Below are 16,766 nucleotides of genomic sequence, written 5' to 3'. Positions count from 1 at the left end.
GACGTGTTCCTCTCTGAACTGCAGCCAACCAAACAATCGCTTGGTTTAGTTGATACTATACGTGAACGGGATGCCGAAGACCACGACTCGATGAGGAGCACGAATGGAAGCGATGCAGCACGAGGCCGACGAGCGCTTCCGCGCTGAGATCCGCGGCTGGCTGAAGGAGAACCTCGCCGGGCGCTTCGCCGACCTGCGCGGCAGAGGCGGGTCCGGTCGCGAGCACGAGGACTTCGAGGCGCGCCTGGAGTGGAACCGTCACATGGCCGCGGCCGGGTGGAGCTGCGTCGCGTGGCCGGTCGAGTACGGCGGGCGCGGCCTGAGCATCGCCCAGCAGGTCATCTTCCATGAGGAGTACGCCAGAGCCGATGCGCCCGCGCGCGTCAACCACCTGGGTGAGGAGCTCGTCGGGCCGACGCTGATCGCACACGGCACCGACGAGCAGAAGGCGCGCTTCCTGCCGAAGATCGCCGCCGTCGAGGAGCTGTGGTGCCAGGGGTACTCCGAGCCCGGCGCGGGCTCCGACCTCGCCGCGGTCTCCACGCGCGCCGTGCGTGACGGCGATGACTGGGTGATCAACGGCCAGAAGGTGTGGACCTCGCTCGCCCAGGACGCGCAGTGGTGCTTCGTGATCGCCCGCACCGAGGCGGGATCCACCCGCCACAAGGGCCTCTCCTACCTGCTTGTGCCGATGGACCAGCCCGGCGTCGAGGTGCGGCCGATCCTGCAGCTCACCAACACCAGCGAGTTCAACGAGGTGTTCTTCGACGACGCGCGCACCGACGCCTCACTGGTCGTCGGCGGCGAGGGCAACGGCTTCAAGATGGCCATGGCCACGCTTGGGTTCGAGCGCGGCGTGTCGACGCTCGCGCAGCAGATCGCGTTCCGCCGCGAGCTCGACGCCGTCGTCGCGACGGCCGAGCGCACCGGCGCGATCGAGGATGCTGTCATCCGCGATCGACTCGTGAAGGCGCGCATGGACCTCGAGGTCATCCGCCAGCACGCTCTGCGCACGCTCGGCGGCGAGCAGGGCGACGCAGCCTCGGTCGCGAAGCTGCTGTGGTCGAACTGGCACCGATCGCTCGGCGAGCTGGCGATGGACGTCGCCGGCCCCGCCGCCCTGCAGGTCGGCGCGGACTACGCCCTCGACGACCTGCAGACCCTGTTCCTCTTCAGTCGGGCCGACACCATCTACGGCGGCTCCGACGAGATCCAGCGAAATGTCATCGCCGAGCGCGTGCTCGGCCTGCCCAGAGAGGCCCGCCCATGAGCTCCACCACCCCCGAATACGTCGACGGCCACGGCCTGCTGACCGGCAAGCGCATCGTCATCACGGCCGCCGCCGGCGCCGGCATCGGCCAGGCCGCCGCGATCCGCTGCCTCGAGGAGGGTGCCGCCCTCGTGGTGCTCGGCGACACGCACGCCGGGCGCCTCGCCGAGGCCCAGCAGGAGCTCGGCGACCGCTTCGGACAGGAGCGCGTGCGCACCGCCGTGTGCGACGTCACCGACGAGGCGCAGGTGCAGGCCTTCCTCGACCTCGCCGAAGAGCGCGGTCCGATCGACGTCATGATCAACAACGCCGGCCTCGGCGGCTCGGTCTCGATCCTCGAGATGACCGACGAGCAGTGGGGCAAGGTTCTCGACGTGACGCTCACCGGAACCTTCCGGTGCATCCGCGCCGTCGGCCGTCGCATGGTCGCCGCCGGCACCGCGGGCGTCATCGTGAACAACGCCTCCGTCATCGGATGGCGGGCACAGGTGGAGCAGGCCCACTACGCGGCCGCGAAGGCGGGCGTCATGGCCCTCACGCGCAGCGCCGCGATGGACCTCGCCGAGCACGGCATCCGGGTCAATGCGGTCTCGCCGAGCCTGGCGATGCACCCGTTCCTCGAGAAGGTCACCTCGCCGGAGCTGCTCGAACAGCTCAAGGCGCGCGAGGCCTTCGGCCGGGCAGCGCAGCCGTGGGAGGTCGCCAACGTCATGGTGTTCCTCGCCAGCGGCTACTCCTCATACATGACCGGCGAAGTCGTCTCGGTCAGCAGTCAGCACGCGTGAGCACAGTGAGTCGTGAGCACAGAGAGTAAGGAAGAACATGGCTGAGGCATACATCATCGACGCCGTCCGCTCGCCGGTCGGCAGGCGGGGCGGCTCGCTCTCCGGCATCCACCCTGCCGATCTCGGCGCGCACAGCCTGCGCGCCCTCGTCGACCGCGTCGGCATCGACCCCGGCGCGATCGACGACGTCATCATCGGCGCCACCGACACCATCGGCGGACAGGCCGGCAACGTCGGTCGCTCCGCGCTGCTCGTCGCCGGCTACCCGGAGCACGTTCCCGGCGTCACGATCGACCGCCAGTGCGGCTCCAGCCAGCAGGCGGTCCACTTCGCGGCCCAGGCCGTGATGAGCGGCACGAACGACCTCGTCGTCGCAGGCGGCCTGCAGAACATGTCGCAGCTGCCGATCTCGTCGGCCATGTCCGCCGGTGAGGCCTACGGCTTCACCACGCCGTTCGCCGAGTCGCCCGGGTGGCAGGCGCGGTACCCGAACCAGGAGATCTCGCAGTTCGTCGGCGCCGAGATGATCGCCGAGAAGTGGAACCTCAGCCGCGAGGAGATGGAGCAGTTCGCGCTGCAGAGCCATCAGCGCGCCGCGGTCGCGCAGGACGAGGGGCGCTTCGACAACGAGATCGTCCCGCTGAACGGACTCACCCAGGATGAGGGCGTGCGACGGGACACCTCCCTGGAGCGCATGGCCGGTCTGCAGACGCTGAGCCCCGGGGGGCGGCTCACGGCGGCGGTGGCCTCGCAGATCAGCGACGCGTCCAGCGCCATGCTGATCGCAGGCGAGCGCGCTGTTAAGGAGCACGGTCTCACCCCGCGCGCCCGCATCCACCACATCTCGGTGCGCGGCGACAGCCCGGTGATGATGCTCAGCGCCCCGATCCCCGCCACGAAGTACGCGCTCGAGCGGACCGGAATGAGCATCGACGACATCGACCTGTTCGAGGTCAACGAGGCGTTCGCGCCCGTCGTGATGGCGTGGATGAAGGAGACCGGCGCCCCGAGCGAGAAGGTCAACGTGAACGGCGGCGGCATCGCCCTCGGGCATCCGATCGGCGCGACCGGCACACGACTGATGGCGACCCTGCTCAACGAGCTGGAGCGCACCGGCGGCCGCTACGGCCTGCAGACGATGTGCGAGGGCGGCGGACTCGCCAACGTCACGATCATCGAGCGTCTCTGACGCGCGACGCGAACAGCGACGCGGAGAGCGAGAAGGAGGCCTCCCGGCAACGGGAGGCCTCCTTCTCGCTGTTCCATTCGTCGGTCCGACGTCACCCGATCAGCTGGGCGGCCGCGCGACGAAGCTGATCCGCGGCGTCGCGCACGATGCGGTCGACGAGGTCCTCGCAGCTGGGCAGGTCGTCGATCATGCCGACGACCTGGCCCGCGGCCAGCATCCCCGCCTCGGTGTCGCCGTCGACGAGTCCCGCCTTCAGCAGCATCGGGGTGTTGGCGGCGAGGCTCATCTGCGCCCAGGACCGACCGGTGGCCTTCTTCATCGACAGGCCGTCCTTGAGGAAGGCGGGCCAGCTCAGACCCGAGAACTTCTTGAACTCCAGCGAGCGGCGCATCGTCGGCACCAGACGCGACAGCCCGCTGCTGCCCTCGAGCCCCTCGACGAACTCGGTGCGCAGCAGGCGGTGCGGCATGCCGTCGGCCTTCGTGGTGACGACGGTGCCGTCGAGTCCGAAGCCCAGGTAGCGCTGCTTGATCTCCTCGGGCACAGCGCTGTCGCTGGTGAGCAGGAAGCGCGTGCCCATGCCGACACCCGCGGCGCCGTAGGCGAGAGCCGCCGCGAGTCCGCGGCCGTCGTGGAAGCCGCCGGCGGCGATCACCGGGATGTCGACGGCGGAGACGACCGACGGCAGCAGGATCGAGGTCGGTACGGCACCGGTGTGTCCGCCGCCCTCGCCGCCCTGCACCATCACCGCGTCCACGCCCCAAGCCGCGACCTTCTCGGCATGACGGACGGCGCCGATCGAGGGGATCACGACGATGTCGTTCTCCTTCAGGCGGTCGATGAGCTCGCGGCGCGGTGCGAGGGCGAAGCTGGCGACCTTCACGCCGTGGCGGATGAGCAGCTCGACGCGCTCCGCGGCATCCCCGGCGTCGGCGCGCAGGTTGACGCCGAACGGGCGGTCGGTGCGCTCCTTCACCTTGATGATCTGCTGTTCCAGCTCGTCGAAGGTCATCGTGGCGGAGGCGAGGATGCCGAGGGCGCCCGCCTGCGCCGTGGCCGTGACCAGCCGCGAGCCCGCGACCCAGCCCATGCCGGTCTGCACGATCGGGTGCTCGACGCCGGTGAGCTGCGTCAGCGCGGTGGAGATCATCGGGGGAGTGGTCATGGTGTCACCTCTCGTCTCCGGAATCGTACCGCATTTGCCCTAGCGTTTGCTTGGTTGTATGCTGACGAGCGTTTCGTCCGCGCCGTGCGCTGTCTCAAAGGAGAGCCGAACATGTCAGGAATTCTTGAAGGTCGAGTCGCCATCGTCACCGGTGCCGGTCGCGGTCTGGGGCGTGAGCACGCGCTGGAGCTCGCGCGACAGGGGGCGAAGGTCGTCGTCAACGACCTCGGCACGACGCTCGACGGAGCAGGGAACTCGGTGGGCCCCGCGCAGGAGGTCGTCGACCTCATCCGCGCAGCAGGCGGCGAAGCCGTCGCGAACGGCGCCGACATCGCAGACTTCGCCCAGGCGGGCGAGCTGGTCGCGCAGGCTGTCTCGGAGTTCGGTCGGCTCGACATCCTCGTCAACAACGCCGGCTTCGTGCGCGACCGCATGCTGGTCAACGCCGAGGAGAGCGAATGGGATGCCGTGATCCGCGTGCACCTCAAGGGGCACTTCGCGCCACTGCGGCACGCGAGCGCCTACTGGCGCAACGAGGCGAAGGAGGGCCGCATGCCGGTCGCCCGCGTCATCAACACGTCATCCGGTGCGGGCCTGCAGGGCAGCGTCGGTCAGGCGGCCTACGCCGCGGCCAAGGGCGGCATCGCCTCGCTCACCCTCGTCGCCGCGCAGGAGCTCGGCCGCTACGGCGTCGCGGTCAACGCGATCGCACCGTCAGCGCGCACGCGCATGACCGAGGGGCCGTTCGCCGACGCGATGGCGGCACCCGAAGAGGGCTTCGACCGGATGAACCCGGCCAACGTCTCGCCGATCGTCGCGTGGCTCGCGAGCCCCGACTGCTCGGTCACGGGCCGTGTGCTCGAGATCGAAGGCGGACGCCTCTGCCTCGAGGAGGGGTGGAATCACGGGCCCGTCCGCGAGCTCGACCGCCGCTGGGAGGCCGCCGAGGTCGGCGACGCGGTGCGCGAGATGGAAGCCGAGGGCGCACGCCCCGAGCCGGTGTACGGCGCATGACCCCCGGGGACTGGGCCGGTCGGCTGCTCGGCGAGCGAACGGTCTCGTACACCGAGTCGGATGCGATCCTCTACGCCCTCTCGGTCGGCGCCCGTGCCGACGATCTCGACCTCGTGTTCGAGGACCGCCTGCGCGTCCTCCCGTCGTTCGGGCTGACGCTGTGCCAGTGGGCTCCGGACATCCTCGCGAACGCCGGGGCGTTCGACAACCGCGCGGTGCAGGGCGCTCAGACCCTCGAGGTGCACCGTCCTCTGCCGCGATCGGGCGAGCTGACGCTGTCGGCCCGCGTCGGCAACGTGTGGGACAAGGGCTCGGCGGCGATCTTCGAGGTCATCGTCGAGTGCGACGAGTTCACGGGGCTGTGGTCGCTGTTCGCGCCCGGTTTCGGCGGTTTCGGCGGGGAGCGCGGTCCGGGACGCGCCGTCGACGAGCAGCGTCCCGCCGGGACGCCGGCCACCGTGTCCACCTTCCCCACGCAGGCCGCGCTGTACCGGCTCACCGGTGACCGGCATCACATCCACATCGACCCCGAGGCGTCGGCCCGCATCGGACAGCCGGTGCCGATCCTGCAGGGCCTGTGCACTCTCGCCGCCACCACGCTCGTGCTGGCGGAGCAGCAGGGCGCGTCGGCCGCCGACCTCACGCGGCTGCAGGGTCGCTTCAGCGGCTACGTCGTACCGGGCGATGACCTCGAGCTCGAGTCCTGGCCGGACGGCGCGTTCGAGCTGCGACGCGACGGCGCGCCGGTGATCTCCGACGGCATCGCGGTGTTCGCATGAGCCGCGTCCTCGTCGTCGGCGCCACCGGCATGATCGGCAGCCACCTGACCGCCGACCTCGTCGCGCGCGGCGACGAAGTGACCGTGATGTCGCGTCGCGGTCCGTCGGATCGCGACCCGGCGGCCGTCGCCGACCTGCCTCGGCTGATCGCCGACTACACGGATGCGGAGGCGTCGCCTCGTGAGCTCGAGGGCTTCGACGCCGTGGTGTTCGCGGCGGGCAACGACATCCGTCATGTCTCGGCGGGAGAAGAGGATGCCGAGTTCTGGGAGCGCACGCAGAGCGGGGGAGTGCCGCGCTTCGCGGCGCGCGCCAAGGCCGCGGGCGTCGCCCGCTTCGTGCAGCTGGGCAGCTACTATCATCAGCTGAATCCGGAGTGGGCCGAGCGGATCCCCTACGTCGGGGCCCGCCGCGACGCGGACGACCGGACGCGCGCGCTGAGTGACGACGGATTCGCCGCGATGACCTTGAACCCGCCGTCGATCGTCGGTGCGGACGGGCGGGGACTGCGTCGCTTCGCCCACATGATCGCGTGGACGCGAGGCGAGCTCGACGAGCCCGACCTGTTCGCCCCACCCGGCGGCACCAACTACATGTCGGTCCGCTCGCTGTCGCAGGCCGTGCTCGGCGCGCTGGACCGGGGTGAGGGCGGGCGGGCCTACCTGGTCGGCGACCAGAACCTCACGTACACCGAGTACTTCCAGATGCTCGCCGATGCCGCGGGCAGCGGCGCCGTGATCGAGGAGCGCGACGAGGAGCACCCGTTCCAGCCGGATCGGTTCATCGTGCAGGGTCGTGGCGCGGTCATCTCGTTCGAACCGGACGCCGAGGAACAGGCCCGGCTCGGATATCAGCGCGGCGACGTGGCCCGGGCCCTGGCCGAGATCGTGGCCGCGGTCGACGGGGCGCGCTGACATGATCCCGCCGAATCCCGTCTGCGTCAGCGGCATGGCCACGCTGAGCTGGGCGCTGCCCGACGAGATCGCGATGCACGCGCGCATCGGCACCGACCTCGTGGGACTGCCGATCCACAAGGTCGTGGCGTTCGGCACCCCCGCGCTGCAGGATCTGCTCGCCCTGCACGGCATGCGCGTCGGCTATCTCGTGCAGGCGTTCACGGCCCAGCCCGATGACGACGCCGAGTGGGAACGCCAGATGGCGTCGCTGATCGAGGGCGTGCGCGCGGCGCACCGGCTCGGTGCGGCCGTCGTCTACCTGACCTGCGGTCCTTCCGGGCACCTGAGGTGGCAGGAGGCTGCTGATCGCTTCGCGGCCCGGATGACCCCGGCCGTCGAGGAGGCGCGCAGCCTCGGCGTCCGTCTCGCCGTCGAGAACACGCTCCCCGTACGTGCGGACCTCAGTTTCACGCACAGCGCATCCGACGCGTTCGCGCTCGCGGAGCAGGTCGGCGTCGGTGTGTGCCTCGATCTCTACTGCTGCTGGCAGGAGCGCGGGCTGGAGCAGCTGATCGCCGACCAGCTCGAGCGGATCGAGATCCTGCAGGTCTCGGACCTCGTCGTCGGCACCTCCGTCTTCCCGAACCGCTGGGTGCCCGGCGATGCCGACCTGCCGCTGGAGCGGCTGCTCGCATCGGCGCTGGATGCCGGGTATCGGGGCATCATCGACGTCGAGCTCATCGGCCCGGCGATCGAGCTCGAAGGGGCGGAGTCCGCACTGACGCGGTCCGTCTCGTGGCTGCGGGACCGTCTCGCAGCATCCGTCGTACAAGAAGAAGGGTGAGGTCGTAACCATGGCTCTGGAGATCTCGATGCAGGACAAGGGCGTTCGCGTCGTCACGATGAACTACCCGCCGGTCAATGCGCTGCCGGTTCAGGGCTGGTTCGACGTGGCGACGGCGATGCGTGAGGCGGGCGCCGACCCCGAGACGCGGGTGGTCGTGCTGCGCGCGGAAGGCCGCGGGTTCAACGCCGGGGTCGACATCAAGGAGATGCAGCGCATCGAGGGATTCAGCGGGCTCCTCGGCGCGAACCGCGGATGCTACGAGGCCTTCAAGGCGATCTACGAGTGCCCCGTGCCAGTGATCTCCGTCGTGAACGGCTTCTGCCTGGGCGGCGGGGTCGGCCTCGTCGGCAACTCCGACGCGATCATCGCCTCCGACGACGCCTACTTCGGGGTGCCCGAGGTCGACCGCGGCGCCCTGGGCGCCGCGACGCACCTCGCCCGGCTGGTGCCCCCGCACATGCTGCGGGCCATGTACTTCTCGGCGCGCACGGTCACGGCGCAGCGCCTGCACGAGTTCGGCTCGGTCGACCAGGTCGTCCCGCGCGATCGCCTCGACGAGACGGCGTTCGAGTTCGCCGCCCAGATCGCCGCGAAGGACCCGCGGGTCATCCGTGCCGCGAAGGAGGCGCTGAACGGCATCGACCCGATCGACGTCAATCGCAGCTACCGCTTCGAGCAGGGCTTCACGTTCGAGCTGAACCTGGCGGGAGTCGCCGATGAGCATCGCGACGAGTTCGTCGCGACCGGACGCACCCTCGACACCTGATGGCGCGCCAGATGAGTCGCGGAGAGCTCGGGGGACTCTTCCGCGACGGGATGACTGTCGGGATCGGCGGCTGGGGCTCGCGGCGCAAGCCGATGGCGCTGGTCCGCGAGCTCGTGCGCTCGGGCGTGCGTGACCTCACCGTGGTCAGCTTCGGCGGGCCCGACGTCGGCATCCTGTGCGCGACCGGGCAGGCCGCGCACGTCGTGCACGGCTTCGTGTCGCTCGACTCGATCCCGATCGATCCGCACTTCGCCGCCGCCCGCCGCGCGGGCGCGGTCACGACGACCGAGCTCGACGAGGCGATGCTCGTCGCCGGTCTCCGCGCGGCGTCGCGACGCCTGCCGTTCGAAGTGCTGCGCAACGGCATCGGCTCCGACGCCGTGACCTTCAACCCCGGCATCCACACCATCGTCTCCCCGTACGACGACGGCGAGACGCTGGTCGCTATGCCCTCGATCCCGTTGGATCTCGCGCTGCTGCACGTCGAGCGGGCGGATGCCGGGGGCAACGCGCAATGCCTCGGACCGGATCCGTTCTTCGATGAGCTGATGGCTCGCGCGGCGACGACGACCGTCGTCTCGGCCGAGCGGATCGTGAGCACGGAAGAGCTCGCGCAGCAGCATCCGTCGACTCTGATCCTGAACCGCTCCGAGACCGATCACGTCGTCGAGGCGCCCGGAGGCGCCGGCTTCACCGCATTCGTGCCCGAGTACCCGCGTGACGACGTGGCGCAGCGCGCCTATGCCGACGCGGCCAGGTCGCCGGAGGCCTGGGAGACGTTCCTCGCCGGCTTCCTCGGAGAGGAGACACCCGCATGATCACCCGTGCCGAGGTCGCAGCGACCGCCTGCAGCGATCTGTTCCGAGGGTCCGGAGCCGTGCTGGCCAGCTCCTTCGGCGTCATCCCGACGATCGGGGCGCGTCTGGCGCGGCTCACGCACTCGCCCGACCTGCTCCTCAGCGACGGTGATGCGACGCTGTTCGCCGACACTCCTGCGGTCGACCGGCCGTTCACTCAGCCCGAGGGCCACCTCCCGTACGCAAAACTGTTCGAGCTGATCGCGACGGGGCGACGCCACGTCATCATGGGTGCGCCGCAGCTCGATCGGTTCGGCAACCAGAACCTGTCGGCGATCGGAGACCGCGACCGGCCCACCCACCAGCTGGTCGGACCTCGCGGTGCGGCGACGAACACGAGCAACCACGCGACGAGCTACTTCGTCCCACGGCACGCGCCCCGTGTGTTCGTACCTGCGGTCGACATCGTCACCGGAGTCGGCACGGACAACGCGGCACGGGAGGGCATGCGCTTCCACGACATCCGAGCCGTCGTGACGAACCTCGCCGTGCTCGATCTCTCCGGGCCGGGCGGCACGATGGCCCTGGTCAGCGTGCATCCCGGTGTCGACGTGGCGCAGGTCGCCGAGGCGACCGGCTTCGCCCTGCACGTCCCGGATGATGTTCCGTTCACTCGCGAGCCTGACGCCGTCGAGCTGCAGCTGATCCGGGGCACCCTCGACCCGCGCAATCTTCGGGATGGCGAGCTTCCGCCGGCCTGACGCGACGGGAGTCAGGAGTTTCCGTCCGTTGACGGAAAGGCGGCGCGTGTATATACTTTCGTCAACCAAGCATTTGTTTGGCAACACACCCGAACGATCCAACGAAGAAACCAATGGAGGTTTCCGTGAAGTCACAGCGACTGCTCGCCCTCTTCGGGGCGGCCACACTTGCCATCACGCTCGCTGGCTGCTCCGCAGCTGATGAAGCACCCGACGCAGGTTCGGGCGGAGATCCCGCCGGTGAGATCGTCTTCGGCCTCGATGAGGACAGCACCGGCCCCGGTGCTTCCTACGCCGTCATCGCGGGCAAGACGATCCGCATGGCGGTCGACGAGATCAACGCCGCCGGAGGCATCGACGGCAAGAAGATCCGCATCGTCGTCGGCAACGACGAATCCGACCCGACCAAGACCCCGACCGTCGTCCGCAAGCTTGTCGACGAAGGCGCACAGGTGCTGCTGCTCGACACCGGCAGTGGTGCGGTCCTGCAGGGCAAGTCCGTCGTGAAGCAGGCAGGCATCCCGGCGATCGCCCCGACTGCCGTCACCACGTCGGTCGCGCTGCCGCCCGACAACGAGTTCACCTACATGCTCGCGAACGGCGTCGACCAGTTCGCCGAGGCGTACTGCGGCGCGATCGAGAAGAAGGGCTTCGAGTCGATTGCGATCCTGTCCGACGCCTCGCCCGCGATCGACAACATCAACAAGCTGATCGTGCCGATCCTCGAGGACTGCGCGGACGTCGTCGCTGAGGAGACCGCGCCGGTCGATGCCGCTGACCTGACCGCACAGGTTGCGCGCATCAAGCAGCAGGAGCCCGACGTCATCCTCGTCTCGAGCCTCGGCGGCAACTTCGAGGTGCTCGCGCACAACACGCTCTTCCAGCAGCTTCCCGGTGTCCTGCGCTTCTCGCTGGCCTCCATCGGCAACCAGCCGGACTCCTGGAAGCGCACCACGCCTGGTGCCCTTGCCGACGTCGTCTACATGGGCGCGCTGAACATGGATAACCCGAAGACGGTGGAGCTCGAGAAGAAGCTCAAGGAGATCAACGGCGACGACTACCGCCTGACGGCATACGACGCGCAGGCGTACGACTCCGTCTACCTGCTGAAGACGGCCATCGAGGCGGCCGGCGGCGCTGACGACCCCAAGGCCGTCCGCGACGAGCTCGACAAGATCAGCGGCTTCCCGGCGTCGTTCGGACAGGCCGGCTTCACGCTGTCGTTCACTCCGGAGAAGCACATGGGTGCCGACGGCCTCTGCGGTCTGGTGCTCTCGGGCTTCGATGAGAACAACGAGCCGACCGGCGCTTGGGAAGACTTCCAGGTTCCGTGCGAGCTGAAGTGAAATGACTGATCCTCAGCTGTGGCTCTCCGTCCTGGAGATCGGGAGCTTCTTCGGACTCATCGCGCTCGCCTATCAGCTCACGCTGATCGGCGCGGGATTCTTCAACTTCGCCATCGGGCCGTACGCCATGGTGGCCGCGCTCGGAGCCTCGTGGCTCGCGATCGAGATGCAGATCCCCGTGTTCATCAGCCTGGTGCTGGGCGTCCTGATCGCCGTGGTGGTCAGCGGGCTCACCGAGCTGCTCGTCGTCCGCCAGGTGCAGAAGCGTTCCGGCTCGGGTGAGCTGCCCGCGCTGGTCGCGGTCACAGCTGTGCTGTTCATCGTCCAGCAGGGCGCGGGTACCCTCTTCGGGCGCCCCGCCCTGCCTGGGCAGGTGCTCTTCACGTTCGGACCCTGGCAGTTCGGTGACGTGTACGTGTCGGGCACCACCGTGGTGCTCGTGGCATCGACGGCGATCATCTTCATCGCGGTGTCGCTCTGGATGAGCCTCAGTCGGACGGGGCGCCTGCTGCGTGCCGTCGGTGACAACCGATCGGCGGCGGCACTCCTCGGTCTGCCCGTCGGGCGCATCCGCCTCATCGCGTTCCTGCTCTCCGGCCTGATCGCCGGTCTGGCCGGCCTCCTGTACGCGCCGAAGACCGGAGTCGCCTTCACCAGCGGCCTGGCCTGGACCCTCGTGGGATTCCTCGCTCTGGTCATCGGCGGCACGGGGCGGACCTGGGCGCCGCTGATCGGCGGCCTCGTGCTCGGGGCGATCCAGGTGTTCGCGCCGTTCTACTTCGGCAGCATGGGCCCGACCACCATGGTCCTGCTCATCGCCCTGCTGTTCTTCGCCTTCCGCCCACAGGGCCTGTTCTCGACACGGGTGCGGATATGACGACGAGAGAGAGCATCGTGACGACGACGTCTGACATGACTCCCACGTTCCAGGTCGCGCGCCAGCCGCGCTGGCGACAGCTGATCGTTCCCGCGGTCGCCGTCGGAATCGGCGCGCTCGCGCTGGTCTGGGCGGGCGGCAGCGGGTTCCGTCAGGACCTGCTGGTGATGGTCGCGGTCTACGCGCTGATCGCGCTGGGCATGTACATCCCGTTCGTCATGGCGGGGTCCATGTCGATGGCCTACGCGGCCTATGCGGCCATCGGAGCGTACAGCGTCGCCATCGTGACGACGGAGACCAGCCTTCCGCCCCTTCTCGGCTGGTTGATCGGTCCGCTGATCTCCGCCACGGTGGCGGTGATCCTCGGACTTCTGACGCGCAGGCTCAGCGGCTTCTACCTGGCCGCCGTGACGCTGCTGTTCAGCATGGCCTTCGAGCCGTGGGTGATCGCCCTCGAGCCGATCACCGGAGGATCCGCCGGCATCGGCGGCATCCCCATCCCCACCCTCTTCGGCTGGGAGGCGCCGCGCCTCGTGATGATCGCGATCGCGCTCATGCTGGTCATCGTCGTCGCAGCACTCGTCGACCGGATCCGTACCGGCGCCTGGGGCGTCACCGTGCGGACGATGCGCGACGTGCCGTCTGCGGTCGAGGCGATGGGCACGCGCACGACCACCCTGACCACGGTCACGCTCGCCGTCGGCGCCGCGGTGGCGTCGCTCGCGGGGGCGCTGTTCGTGTCGTTCATGCTGAGCATCACACCCGAGACGTTCACCCTCTCCATCGTGTTCATGGCGCTCTTCGTGCCGCTCATCGGTGGTCAGGCCAGCGCGTGGGGCTGCGTGATCGGCGCGATCGTCGTCATCCAGCTCACCGCGAACATGCCCGCGAGCTTCGAGGGTTCGGGGCAGCTCGTGCTCGCGATCGGCGTGCTGCTCATCCTTCTCGTGGCACCCGCGGGACTGATCGGCTACGCGCAGGCACTCATCGCCTGGGTGCGGCGTCGCTTCGGAAAGGAGCGTCCATGACCAATCAGGACATCGGAGATGTCGTCCTGCGCGGCGAGAACCTCCGCAAGGCCTACGGCGGACTCGTCGCGGTCGACGACGTCTCGTTCCACGTCGCCCGCGGTGAGATCCTCGGTCTGGTGGGACCGAACGGTGCCGGCAAGACGACGCTCGTCGACCTCATCACGGGCATCCAGCGCTCCGACTCCGGCGAACTCACGCTGAACGGCGAGAAGCTGGCCGGGCCCACCGCCGCGCGTGCGCGGCGCGGGCTCTCCCGCACATTCCAGCATCCTCATCTCGCTCTGGAGCTGACCGTTCGCGAGAACCTCCTCGTCGGCGCATCCGCGAGCCGCTTCCCGTCGTGGTGGCGCATGACCGCCGGCGTCATCACCGACGGAATCCGCCACCGCCCGCAAGAGCAGGAGCGCGTCGTCCGCATCGCCGAGGAGCTCGGCGTCCCGCGCCTCGACGAACCGTGCACGAACCTCTCGCTGGGTGAACAGCGCCTGGTCGAGGTCGCGCGCGCGCTGACGCAGGACCCGCTGGTCATGCTGCTCGACGAACCGTTCGCCGGCGCGGACGCCGACTCGGTCGCCGGCATCATCGATGCGATCCGGCAGGTGCAGGCACGTGGGCACGCGGTCATCCTCGTCGATCACAACGTCGACCTGCTGACATCGCTCGCAGATCGAGTGATGCTGCTGTCGCAGGGGCGGATGGTCTTCGAAGGCGCTCCGCAGGACTGCCTGGCGAGCCCCGAGATGCAGCGCGTCTACTTCGGAACGAGCGAGGAGGAAGCGGCATGAGCGCCGATCTCACCCTGGCGGACCTCACGGTGCGCTACGGCACAGCCACAGCCGTCGAGAAGGCGTCGCTCACCGCTCCCGCGGGGCAGATCACTGCCGTCGTCGGACCGAACGGCGCCGGCAAGTCGAGCCTCGCGCTGGGCGTCTACGGAGCGGTCGCCGCGACCGGGAAGGTCCGACTGGGCGACACCGACCTGTCGTCGATGCCATCCATCGAACGAGCCAGGTCCGGACTCGCTATCGTCCCGCAGGGGCGTCAGCTCTTTCCCAAGCTCACCGTTCGCGACAACCTCCAGGTGATGGCGGAGCTGCTCAAGCTCAAGCGCAGTGCCGTGGAGCACGCGCTGGATCGCTTTCCGGTGCTGCGCGAGCGGGAGGGACGCCTGGCGGGTGTGCTGTCCGGCGGTGAGCAGCAGATGCTCGTCGTCAGCCGCGCGCTGATGGGGGAGCCGCATTGCCTGGTGCTCGACGAGATGATGACGGGACTCGCTCCGAAGATCGTGAACGGCCTCGCCGACGCGATTCGCGAGATCGCTGACAGCGGAGCCTCCGTGCTGATCGTCGACCCGGCGATCGGACCCCTCCGACGCGTCATCGATCGGGGCTATGTGCTGCTGCGCGCCCAGCTGAGCGACGCGCACGAAGACGTCGACTCGCTCGATGACGGATATCAGAAGGTCATGGGGATCATCCACCATGAGATGGGAGCAGAATGAACGTCCCCGCACTCGATCCGGCCACTGCGGCTGACTACGTCGCACAGGGCTGGTGGGGCGAACTCACGATCGCGGACTACGTGGCGCGGAACGCCGAGACCATTCCCGAGCGAATCGCGTACGTCGCCGACGGCGCACGCCTGACGTGGCGGGAGTACGACCGGCAGGTCGACGTCCTCGCCTGCGCACTCGCTGCGCTGCTGCCGCGCGGCGCGCGGTTCGGGATGCTGCTGCCCGACTCCGGCGAGTTCCACGTGGCCCTGTGTGCGGCGGAGCGCAGCGGAACGGTCGCCGTCGGAATGGGTGCTCGATCGGGACGCGATGAGATCCGGCACCTGATGTCGCAATCCGGCGCCGAGGTGCTCGTGATGCGCGAATCCCACCGTGACCGCCCCGCACTCGACTACGTCGCCGATCTCCGGGCCGACGGATGGCTGGTGTCGGAACTCGTGATCGTCGATCCACGTGGACCGGTGCGCATGCATCGCTTCGCGGACGGCGTCGTGTCCACGCACGACGTGCCCAGCGTGCCGATCGAGGAGACGCGCTCGCGGGCTGCCGGCCCGAACGAACTGAGCATGCTGAACTCGACGTCCGGAACGACGGGGCGCCCGAAGCTCGTGACCCAGTTCGCCAACCGGCTGATCGCCTTCTCGAAGATGGCGTTCGAGGCGGCCGACTTCACTCCCGACGACGTGATGATGGGAGCTGTGCCCGGTCCGTTCGGCTTCGGGCTGTGGACGGCGCACTACGCCACCGCGATGCTGGGCATGAAGACCGTGCTCATGGAGCGATTCGACGTCGACGAGATGATCCGCCTGATCGGCGAGGAAGAGGCGACGATCCTGGCCTGCGTGAGCACGCAGTTCAAGATGATGCTGGACACTCCGAGTCTGGAGGGGGCGTCCCTCGACACGCTGCGCGCGATGTTCACCGGCGGTGAGGCGGTTCCCTACGAACGGGCGCTGCAGTTCGAGGAGCGCGTGGGGGCGAAGGTGCTGCAGTTCTACGGCTCGAACGAGTCGGGCGCCATCAGCAACACGAGCCTGCGAGACACCGCCGAGCAGCGGCTGCGTACGGCCGGCCGCGTCATCGATGTGATGAACATGCGCCTGTACGACGCCGAGGGGAACGACATCACCGAGACAGGCGGGCCCGGTCGGCCCGGTGTGTCCGGCCCGACGATCTGCATGGGCTACTACGGTGACCCGGCCGCGAATGAGGAGCTGTTCCACGACGGGCGTCTGATGATGCCCGACCTGGTCACGGTGGACGCCGACGGCTATCTGCGCGTCGTCGGCCGCACCAGTGACCTCATCATCCGCGGCGGCAAGAACATCTCCGCGATCGAGGTCGAGGAGCTCGTCGAAGCGCATCCCGGTGTCGTCATGGCATCGGCGGTGCCCGTACCCGACGAGCTGTTCGGCGAGCGGATCGGTGTCGCCGTCACCGTGCACGACGCGCCCGTGACGGTCGCCGAACTGACGGCGTATCTTGCTGATCGAGGAATCTCGAAGCACCTGTATCCCGAGCGGGTGGTCGTCGTGGACGAGCTGCCGCGCGCCGCGGGCGGCAAGGTGGCCAAGGGGGCTGTACGGGCTCTCGTGGCCGCTCAGGCACAGGAGGATGTCGACCTGCGCGAGTCCGTCTCGGCCTGATCCGCACGCAGAGAGGGGGGGGGGGGGGGGATGGGGGTGGGGGCCCCCCCCCCGGCGGGGGGGGGGGGCGGGGGCGGGCCGCCC

At 69.1% G+C, this 16,766-nt stretch carries 17 protein-coding genes; 16 read left to right on the top strand and 1 reads right to left on the bottom strand.

Going from position 1 to position 16,766, the window contains the following annotated elements:
- The first annotated feature begins 103 nt into the window (after nt 1-103).
- Genes WDU99_RS05560 through WDU99_RS05550 form a run of 3 tightly spaced genes read left to right on the top strand, consistent with a single transcriptional unit; the run spans nt 104 to nt 3,244 of the window.
- Nucleotides 104-1,270, top strand: a complete 1,167-nt coding sequence (locus WDU99_RS05560) for an acyl-CoA dehydrogenase family protein (protein ID WP_337331449.1) — start codon at nt 104-106, stop codon at nt 1,268-1,270.
- Nucleotides 1,267-2,055: an SDR family oxidoreductase gene (locus tag WDU99_RS05555; protein ID WP_337331448.1), complete on the top strand. Its 789-nt coding sequence runs from the start codon at nt 1,267-1,269 to the stop codon at nt 2,053-2,055. Before WDU99_RS05560 ends, WDU99_RS05555 begins: the two co-directional genes overlap by 4 nt.
- A gap of 37 nt (nt 2,056-2,092) precedes the next feature.
- The gene (locus WDU99_RS05550) at nt 2,093-3,244 is read left to right on the top strand and encodes an acetyl-CoA C-acetyltransferase (RefSeq protein WP_337331447.1); all 1,152 of its coding nucleotides are present in this window, start codon (nt 2,093-2,095) and stop codon (nt 3,242-3,244) included.
- Between the two features lie 91 nt (nt 3,245-3,335).
- On the opposite strand, the gene WDU99_RS05545 is transcribed toward WDU99_RS05550, so the two are convergent.
- Nucleotides 3,336-4,409, bottom strand: coding sequence for an NAD(P)H-dependent flavin oxidoreductase (locus tag WDU99_RS05545; RefSeq protein WP_337331446.1), 1,074 nt, complete (start codon nt 4,407-4,409; stop codon nt 3,336-3,338).
- A 111-nt stretch (nt 4,410-4,520) separates the two neighbouring features.
- On the opposite strand from WDU99_RS05545, the gene WDU99_RS05540 reads away from it, so the two are divergent.
- The 13 genes from WDU99_RS05540 (at nt 4,521) to WDU99_RS05480 (ending at nt 16,682) form a co-directional block, all read left to right on the top strand.
- Nucleotides 4,521-5,423 (top strand): SDR family oxidoreductase, encoded by a 903-nt coding sequence (locus WDU99_RS05540; RefSeq protein WP_337331445.1) that lies wholly within the window; start codon nt 4,521-4,523, stop codon nt 5,421-5,423.
- Nucleotides 5,420-6,202 (top strand): MaoC/PaaZ C-terminal domain-containing protein, encoded by a 783-nt coding sequence (locus WDU99_RS05535; protein WP_337331444.1) that lies wholly within the window; start codon nt 5,420-5,422, stop codon nt 6,200-6,202. The genes WDU99_RS05540 and WDU99_RS05535 overlap by 4 nt, the downstream gene beginning before the upstream one ends.
- Nucleotides 6,199-7,116 carry an NAD-dependent epimerase/dehydratase family protein gene (locus WDU99_RS05530; RefSeq protein ID WP_337331443.1) on the top strand — a complete coding sequence of 306 codons (918 nt, stop codon included), beginning with the start codon at nt 6,199-6,201 and terminating at the stop codon, nt 7,114-7,116. Before WDU99_RS05535 ends, WDU99_RS05530 begins: the two co-directional genes overlap by 4 nt.
- A 1-nt stretch (nt 7,117) precedes the next feature.
- Nucleotides 7,118-7,942, top strand: coding sequence for a sugar phosphate isomerase/epimerase family protein (locus tag WDU99_RS05525; protein WP_337331442.1), 825 nt, complete (start codon nt 7,118-7,120; stop codon nt 7,940-7,942).
- Between the two features lie 10 nt (nt 7,943-7,952).
- Nucleotides 7,953-8,711, top strand: coding sequence for an enoyl-CoA hydratase family protein (locus WDU99_RS05520; RefSeq protein ID WP_337331441.1), 759 nt, complete (start codon nt 7,953-7,955; stop codon nt 8,709-8,711).
- The gene (locus WDU99_RS05515) at nt 8,711-9,529 is read left to right on the top strand and encodes a CoA transferase subunit A (RefSeq protein WP_337331440.1); all 819 of its coding nucleotides are present in this window, start codon (nt 8,711-8,713) and stop codon (nt 9,527-9,529) included. Before WDU99_RS05520 ends, WDU99_RS05515 begins: the two co-directional genes overlap by 1 nt.
- Complete coding sequence (locus tag WDU99_RS05510) at nt 9,526-10,269, top strand: CoA-transferase subunit beta (protein ID WP_337331439.1); 744 nt, start codon at nt 9,526-9,528, stop codon at nt 10,267-10,269. The genes WDU99_RS05515 and WDU99_RS05510 overlap by 4 nt, the downstream gene beginning before the upstream one ends.
- Before the next feature lie 125 nt (nt 10,270-10,394).
- Nucleotides 10,395-11,615: an ABC transporter substrate-binding protein gene (locus tag WDU99_RS05505; RefSeq protein ID WP_337331438.1), complete on the top strand. Its 1,221-nt coding sequence runs from the start codon at nt 10,395-10,397 to the stop codon at nt 11,613-11,615.
- A 1-nt stretch (nt 11,616) separates the two neighbouring features.
- On the top strand, nt 11,617-12,492 hold the full coding sequence (locus tag WDU99_RS05500; protein ID WP_337331437.1) for a branched-chain amino acid ABC transporter permease: 876 nt from the start codon (nt 11,617-11,619) through the stop codon (nt 12,490-12,492).
- Nucleotides 12,489-13,520 carry a branched-chain amino acid ABC transporter permease gene (locus WDU99_RS05495; protein WP_337331436.1) on the top strand — a complete coding sequence of 344 codons (1,032 nt, stop codon included), beginning with the start codon at nt 12,489-12,491 and terminating at the stop codon, nt 13,518-13,520. The genes WDU99_RS05500 and WDU99_RS05495 overlap by 4 nt, the downstream gene beginning before the upstream one ends.
- On the top strand, nt 13,517-14,308 hold the full coding sequence (locus tag WDU99_RS05490) for an ABC transporter ATP-binding protein (RefSeq protein WP_337331435.1): 792 nt from the start codon (nt 13,517-13,519) through the stop codon (nt 14,306-14,308). Before WDU99_RS05495 ends, WDU99_RS05490 begins: the two co-directional genes overlap by 4 nt.
- Nucleotides 14,305-15,024, top strand: coding sequence for an ATP-binding cassette domain-containing protein (locus WDU99_RS05485; protein WP_337331434.1), 720 nt, complete (start codon nt 14,305-14,307; stop codon nt 15,022-15,024). The genes WDU99_RS05490 and WDU99_RS05485 overlap by 4 nt, the downstream gene beginning before the upstream one ends.
- Nucleotides 15,021-16,682: a class I adenylate-forming enzyme family protein gene (locus WDU99_RS05480; protein WP_337331433.1), complete on the top strand. Its 1,662-nt coding sequence runs from the start codon at nt 15,021-15,023 to the stop codon at nt 16,680-16,682. The genes WDU99_RS05485 and WDU99_RS05480 overlap by 4 nt, the downstream gene beginning before the upstream one ends.
- The last annotated feature ends 84 nt before the right edge of the window (nt 16,683-16,766 follow it).

This window comes from Microbacterium bandirmense (assembly GCF_037204185.1).
GTDB lineage: Bacteria > Actinomycetota > Actinomycetes > Actinomycetales > Microbacteriaceae > Microbacterium > Microbacterium bandirmense.
Note: the sequence above shows the minus strand (reverse complement) of the source record. Positions and strands in the feature narration are given on the sequence as shown.

Bases quoted from the DNA above. Each gene is read 5' to 3' on its own strand.
- WDU99_RS05560 (WP_337331449.1), top strand. From the start codon at position 104: ATGGAAGCGATGCAGCACGAGGCCGACGAGCGCTTCCGCGCTGAGATC.
- WDU99_RS05555 (WP_337331448.1), top strand. From the start codon at position 1,267: ATGAGCTCCACCACCCCCGAATACGTCGACGGCCACGGCCTGCTGACC.
- WDU99_RS05550 (WP_337331447.1), top strand. From the start codon at position 2,093: ATGGCTGAGGCATACATCATCGACGCCGTCCGCTCGCCGGTCGGCAGG.
- WDU99_RS05545 (WP_337331446.1), bottom strand. From the start codon at position 4,409: ATGACCACTCCCCCGATGATCTCCACCGCGCTGACGCAGCTCACCGGC.
- WDU99_RS05540 (WP_337331445.1), top strand. From the start codon at position 4,521: ATGTCAGGAATTCTTGAAGGTCGAGTCGCCATCGTCACCGGTGCCGGT.
- WDU99_RS05535 (WP_337331444.1), top strand. From the start codon at position 5,420: ATGACCCCCGGGGACTGGGCCGGTCGGCTGCTCGGCGAGCGAACGGTC.
- WDU99_RS05530 (WP_337331443.1), top strand. From the start codon at position 6,199: ATGAGCCGCGTCCTCGTCGTCGGCGCCACCGGCATGATCGGCAGCCAC.
- WDU99_RS05525 (WP_337331442.1), top strand. From the start codon at position 7,118: ATGATCCCGCCGAATCCCGTCTGCGTCAGCGGCATGGCCACGCTGAGC.
- WDU99_RS05520 (WP_337331441.1), top strand. From the start codon at position 7,953: ATGGCTCTGGAGATCTCGATGCAGGACAAGGGCGTTCGCGTCGTCACG.
- WDU99_RS05515 (WP_337331440.1), top strand. From the start codon at position 8,711: ATGGCGCGCCAGATGAGTCGCGGAGAGCTCGGGGGACTCTTCCGCGAC.
- WDU99_RS05510 (WP_337331439.1), top strand. From the start codon at position 9,526: ATGATCACCCGTGCCGAGGTCGCAGCGACCGCCTGCAGCGATCTGTTC.
- WDU99_RS05500 (WP_337331437.1), top strand. From the start codon at position 11,617: ATGACTGATCCTCAGCTGTGGCTCTCCGTCCTGGAGATCGGGAGCTTC.
- WDU99_RS05495 (WP_337331436.1), top strand. From the start codon at position 12,489: ATGACGACGAGAGAGAGCATCGTGACGACGACGTCTGACATGACTCCC.
- WDU99_RS05490 (WP_337331435.1), top strand. From the start codon at position 13,517: ATGACCAATCAGGACATCGGAGATGTCGTCCTGCGCGGCGAGAACCTC.
- WDU99_RS05485 (WP_337331434.1), top strand. From the start codon at position 14,305: ATGAGCGCCGATCTCACCCTGGCGGACCTCACGGTGCGCTACGGCACA.
- WDU99_RS05480 (WP_337331433.1), top strand. From the start codon at position 15,021: ATGAACGTCCCCGCACTCGATCCGGCCACTGCGGCTGACTACGTCGCA.